At 70.6% G+C, this 4678-nt stretch carries 5 protein-coding genes and 1 pseudogene; 3 read left to right on the top strand and 3 right to left on the bottom strand.

The annotated features are described in order from the left end of the window. A pseudogene (locus ABZE72_RS15795) lies at positions 1-354 on the top strand (metal ABC transporter permease); the annotation flags it as partial. Beyond that, on the top strand, positions 341-772 hold the full coding sequence (locus ABZE72_RS15800; RefSeq protein WP_372729992.1) for a Fur family transcriptional regulator: 432 nt from the start codon (positions 341-343) through the stop codon (positions 770-772). The pseudogene ABZE72_RS15795 and the gene ABZE72_RS15800, both read left to right, overlap by 14 nt. Before the next feature lie 3 nt (positions 773-775). On the opposite strand, the gene ABZE72_RS15805 is transcribed toward ABZE72_RS15800, so the two are convergent. Then, positions 776-2446: a sensor histidine kinase gene (locus ABZE72_RS15805; RefSeq protein WP_372729993.1), complete on the bottom strand. Its 1671-nt coding sequence runs from the start codon at positions 2444-2446 to the stop codon at positions 776-778. 106 nt (positions 2447-2552) lie between these two features. Then, positions 2553-3329, bottom strand: a complete 777-nt coding sequence (locus tag ABZE72_RS15810; RefSeq protein ID WP_372729994.1) for an isoprenyl transferase — start codon at positions 3327-3329, stop codon at positions 2553-2555. Positions 3330-3511: 182 nt separating this feature from the next. On the opposite strand from ABZE72_RS15810, the gene ABZE72_RS15815 reads away from it, so the two are divergent. Then, complete coding sequence (locus ABZE72_RS15815) at positions 3512-4027, top strand: alpha/beta fold hydrolase (RefSeq protein ID WP_372729995.1); 516 nt, start codon at positions 3512-3514, stop codon at positions 4025-4027. A gap of 70 nt (positions 4028-4097) precedes the next feature. On the opposite strand, the gene ABZE72_RS15820 is transcribed toward ABZE72_RS15815, so the two are convergent. Next, positions 4098-4678 (bottom strand): HNH endonuclease signature motif containing protein (locus ABZE72_RS15820; RefSeq protein ID WP_372729996.1); only part of this gene is annotated, 581 nt, incomplete at its 5' end.

Here is a 4678-nt window from a genome sequence, read left to right on the forward strand (position 1 = left end):
ACCACCCTGGTCGCCGCGATGGTGTTGGGGACCCTGGCCTCCGTGGGTGGCCTGCTGGTCTCGGCCGTGCTGTCCACGCAGGCCCAGGTCGCGTCCGGGCCGGCGATCGTGCTGCTCTCCCTAGCCGGTTTCGCCGTCACCTGGCCGATCGGGATCTGGGTGCGCCACCGCCAGCAGCTGCATGCGCCGTTCCCTGACGACGACCTGGTCGACGGCCACCTGGTCACCGACGAGCACCCGCATCGCCACGGCGAGGACTGCGGTCACGTCGCCGTACCCCATGGCGACCACGTCGACTACGTCCACGACGGCCACCGCCACGCACCCCACGAGAAGCACTATGACGAGCACTGACGAGACCGCCGGCGGCGAGCCCGTGCCCACCCCCGTCCCCGGACTCCGGCCCACCCGGCAGCGGCTCGCCGTCGCCCAGGCGCTGGACTCGTTCAGCGACTTCCGCTCGGCCCAGGAGATCCACGAGCTGCTCGGCAAGCGCGGCGAGAACGTGGGGCTGGCCACCGTGTACCGGACGCTGCAACGGCTGGCCGACAGCGGTGAGGTGGACCTGCTCCGCACCGAGGACGGCGAGGCGATGTACCGACGCTGCTCGGACGCCCATCACCACCACCTGGTCTGCCGGGTCTGCGGGGCCACCGTGGAGGTCGAGGGTCCCGCTGTCGAGCGGTGGACCCGGGCGATCGCCGACGAGCACGGGTACGGCGACGTCAGCCACACCCTGGAGATCTTCGGAACCTGCCCCCGCTGCCATTGACGCTCAGACCGGGACACCCAGGTCGAGCGGCAACCGGACCCGGAAGACACTGCCCACGCCCAGCTCGCTCTCCACCTCGACCCGGCCGCCGTGAGCCTCCACGATCGCCTTGAGCACGCTGAGTCCCAGCCCGATCCCCTGGATCGAACGGGCCCGGGCATCGGCGGCCCGGAAGAAGCGGGTGAACAGGCGCTCGTGGTCGAGCGCATCGATGCCGATGCCGCTGTCGCTGACCTCGATCTCCGCCTCGTCCCCGGCCACGGCCAGCACGACCCGGACATCTCCCCCACTCGGGGAGTACTTGATCGCGTTCGAGATCAGGTTGTCGAGCACCTGACCGATCCTCGGGGCGTCGACACGTGCCATCAGCCGGTCCGGGGTGTCGAGGCGGAGCTTGATCCCGCCGGCTGTGGCGAAGGGCTCGGCGGCGCCGACCGACTCCCGGGCGAGCGTGCTCAGGTCCGTCGGTGAACGCACCAGCTCTGCAGGCCCGGCGTCGGTCTGAGCGGCCTGCAGCAGGTCGGCCACCAGGCGGAGCAGTCGGGCACTGTTGCGCTCGACGACCTCCAGCTGCTGTCGGGTCGCAGGGTCCAGTTCGCCGTCCTCGAGCAGCAGGTCGACGTAGCCCATGATCGAGGTGAGCGGTGTGCGCAACTCGTGGGAGACCGACGCGAGGAACTCGTCCTTGACCTTCAGCAGGTCCACGAACGCCGTGACGTCCTTGTAGGCGAGCGCAGCCCCGGCGAGATCGCCGTGCTCGTCGAGCACCCGACGGGAGGAGACGGAGATCGCGCGACGCGTGGTGGGGTCGTGCCCGATCCAGATCCGCATGTCGTCGAACTCGTGGCCGCTCATGGCCAGGGCGCTGGGCAGCTCGTCGGGGGACAACGACTGGACCCCGTCAGCCGCGTAGATGTGGCCGGCCTCGCCGGCGTGACCGTGGTGCCCGCCGGGGAAGGCCAGGTGGAGCGACTGACGGTGGTGGCGATTGGTCTGCTGGTAGTTGCCCTCACGGTCCAGCAGCACCAGGCCGACGTCGACGGACTCGAGGATCGCCTCGGCCATCCGGCGCTGGTGCTCGATGGTGGCGAGCGCCTCGGTGAGCGCAGCGCCGCGCTCCTCGGCGCGGAGTTCACCGGCCTGTGCGGCCTCGCGGCTGACCGCGATCAGCAGGGCAGCGACCCCCGAGACGACCGCGATCAGCACCGAACGGGTCAGGGTCTCGACCGTGGGCCCGAAGTAGATCGCTGCCGGGACCACGGCGAAGGTCAGGATGAAGACGATCGCCAGCAGCGCACCGCGACGGCCGAAGAGCCAGCCCAGCCAGAGGGCGGGCACCACCACCAGGATGATCCCCCCGCCGCTCGACCCGTCGCCGAGCTGGTTCATCCGAGCCAGGCCCAGGGCCAGGATGTCGACGGCCGGCAGCACCCCCATCAGCGCCCGCGGCACCCGTCGCCACGGGACGAGCGGGGCGAGCAGGAACGCCGCGGCGGCCAGGATCAACCCAGCGGTCGGCAGCGGGTTGACGCTGAACCGGTTGCCCTGGGTGTACGCGAGCGCGACGGCCAGCGCCAGGAAGAAGGTGAACCCCGCCTGCAGCAGCCGAGGGTCCGGGTCGTCGCCCATGATCGGGGTCCGCAAGGACGACCCGGGCGGCAGGCTGAATCTCACCGCAGGTCTCCCTCCCCCCGGAAACGGTGTGCGAAGACCAGAGTCCCAGATGCAGTCGCGGCCGTACGTGGAACCGGGCGGAAACGGGCGAACTGGTTCGTCGAGATCAGCCAACCGGGTCGGCTCCGCCGTACCGACGGTCGCGGCGGGCATAGGTCTCGATGGCCTCCCACAGGTGGCGTCGGTCCACGTCGGGCCACAGCACGTCGGAGAAGACGAACTCCGAGTACGCCGCCTGCCAGAGCATGAAGTTGGACAACCGCTGCTCCCCCGACGTACGCCAGACCAGGTCGGCGTCGGACTGCTCGGGGACGTAGAGGTGCCGGGCGAAGGTCTTCTCGTCGATCTTCTCCGGGTTGAGCCGGCCGGCGGCCACCTCGCGGGCGATCGAGCGGGCCGTGTCGGCCAGCTCGGCGCGGCCCCCGTAGTTGACACACATGGTGAGGGTGAGGACGTCGTTGTCGCGGGTGAGCTCCTCGGCGACCTGGAGTTCGCGGATCACGGACTTCCACAGGCGCGGCGCCCGGCCGGCCCAGCGGACCCGGACGCCGAGCTCGTGCATCTCGTCGCGGCGACGGCGGATCACGTCGCGGTTGAAGCCCATCAGGAACTTCACCTCGTCGGGCGAGCGCGACCAGTTCTCGGTCGAGAAGGCGTAGGCCGAGATCGCCTTGACGCCGATCTCGATCGCGCCCTCGACGACGTCGAAGAGCGAGCTCTCGCCCTGCTCGTGGCCCTTGGTGCGCGGGAGTCCGCGCTCCTTGGCCCAGCGACCATTGCCGTCCATCACCACCGCCACGTGCTTCGGGACCAGGTCCTTCGGGATGACGGGAGGCAGGGCACCCGAGGGGTGCGGGGTCGGCTGGCGGACGGCGCGCTTCACGGGGGTGAGCCTAGAGGTTGGCGGGGTGTGTCGGGGACGGCGTCGAACGATCGTCGGGGCACCGTGACCTCCATGACGGTGGTCTTCCTGCACGGCGCTGGGCGAGCGGGAGCCGAGGCCTGGCCACTCCAAGCAGCGCAGCGCGACGCTTCCAGCTGGCACGAGCACAAGGACGTGCTCATGTGGTCGCCACGTCGTACGGCGGGAACGCCGCCGTCATCGCGGCCCAGCGCCGCCCGGACCTGGTGGTCTCGCTGGCGCTCTTCGAGCCGGCCTGTTTCGACCTCGCCCGGGGCCGGCCCGCCGTGGAGGAGCACATCGCCGCGATGGACCCGGTGTACGCCGTCGCTGATGACCCGGCTGTGTCGGCGCGCGAGTTCTCGCTGCTGTTCGCCGAGGCGATGGGTGAGCCGGCTCCCGAGCTGTCGAAGGACGACCTGGAGGAGGCGGTGGGACGGCTCCGCCGCTTGCGTCCCCCGTGGGGCACCGGGATCTCAGCAGCTCTGGGTCTGCCGGTGCCCACCCTGGTCGTCACCGGGGGTTGGAGTCCGCTCTACGACGAGACGGCGGAGGCGCTCGCCACTCTCGGAGCGATGCGATCGGAGCTCCCGGGAGCGGGGCACGCCGCGCACCAGGACCCGCGAGCCCATGGGCTGCTGCGTGACTTCTGGGCGCGAGTCGAGGTTCGGGAGCGCTGACCCCGGCCGCCGAACCGACTCCGGACATGCCTCTGCCCCGCGGATCGTGGATCGGCGGGGTGGGGGGCGGTCAGGGTTGTCGGTGGGGTGGCTGTTGACCCGATGGTGCCGATGGCGCTCGCCGGTTGCGGCTGACGTCGGTGGTGCCGGTGGCGTCACGGAGGTAGGCGTAGCCGTGCGGGCTGTTCCACAGGAACGACCCGGGATCGATCCTGGTGTAGCGCCACCCGCCGTGGGTCTTCAGCCGGTGGTGCCTGCGGCACAACGGCGCGATGTTGTCGGAGGTTGTGCTGCCGCCGGCGTTGTACGGCTGGAGGTGGTCGCTGTCGCATGCCCGGGCCGACCGGGTGCACCACGGGAAGACGCAGGTCGGGTTGATCAGAACGGACTGTTCACGGATCCGGTCGGGGACTTCGTAAGCATCGACGTGGTGGTGTTCAGCCAGGTCGATCACTGGCTTGATCACCACGCTCGTGTCGGGGTTCGTGCACCAACCGCGAACCTGCTCGACGGTGATCGGCACCCGGCCGTTCTCCAGCCGACCGATCGCCGCATCGGCCAGGTGGACGTGCAGGACCAGCTGCTTCGGGGGCCGCGGGGTTGCCACCGGCTCGCTGGTCTCCAGGTCCAGCGCGAGCTGGTGCCGCGCCA

The sequence above is a fragment of the Nocardioides sp. genome (assembly GCF_041600255.1).
Taxonomy (GTDB): Bacteria; Actinomycetota; Actinomycetes; order Propionibacteriales; family Nocardioidaceae; genus Nocardioides.

Bases quoted from the DNA above. Each gene is read 5' to 3' on its own strand.
- ABZE72_RS15800 (WP_372729992.1), top strand. From the start codon at position 341: ATGACGAGCACTGACGAGACCGCCGGCGGCGAGCCCGTGCCCACCCCC.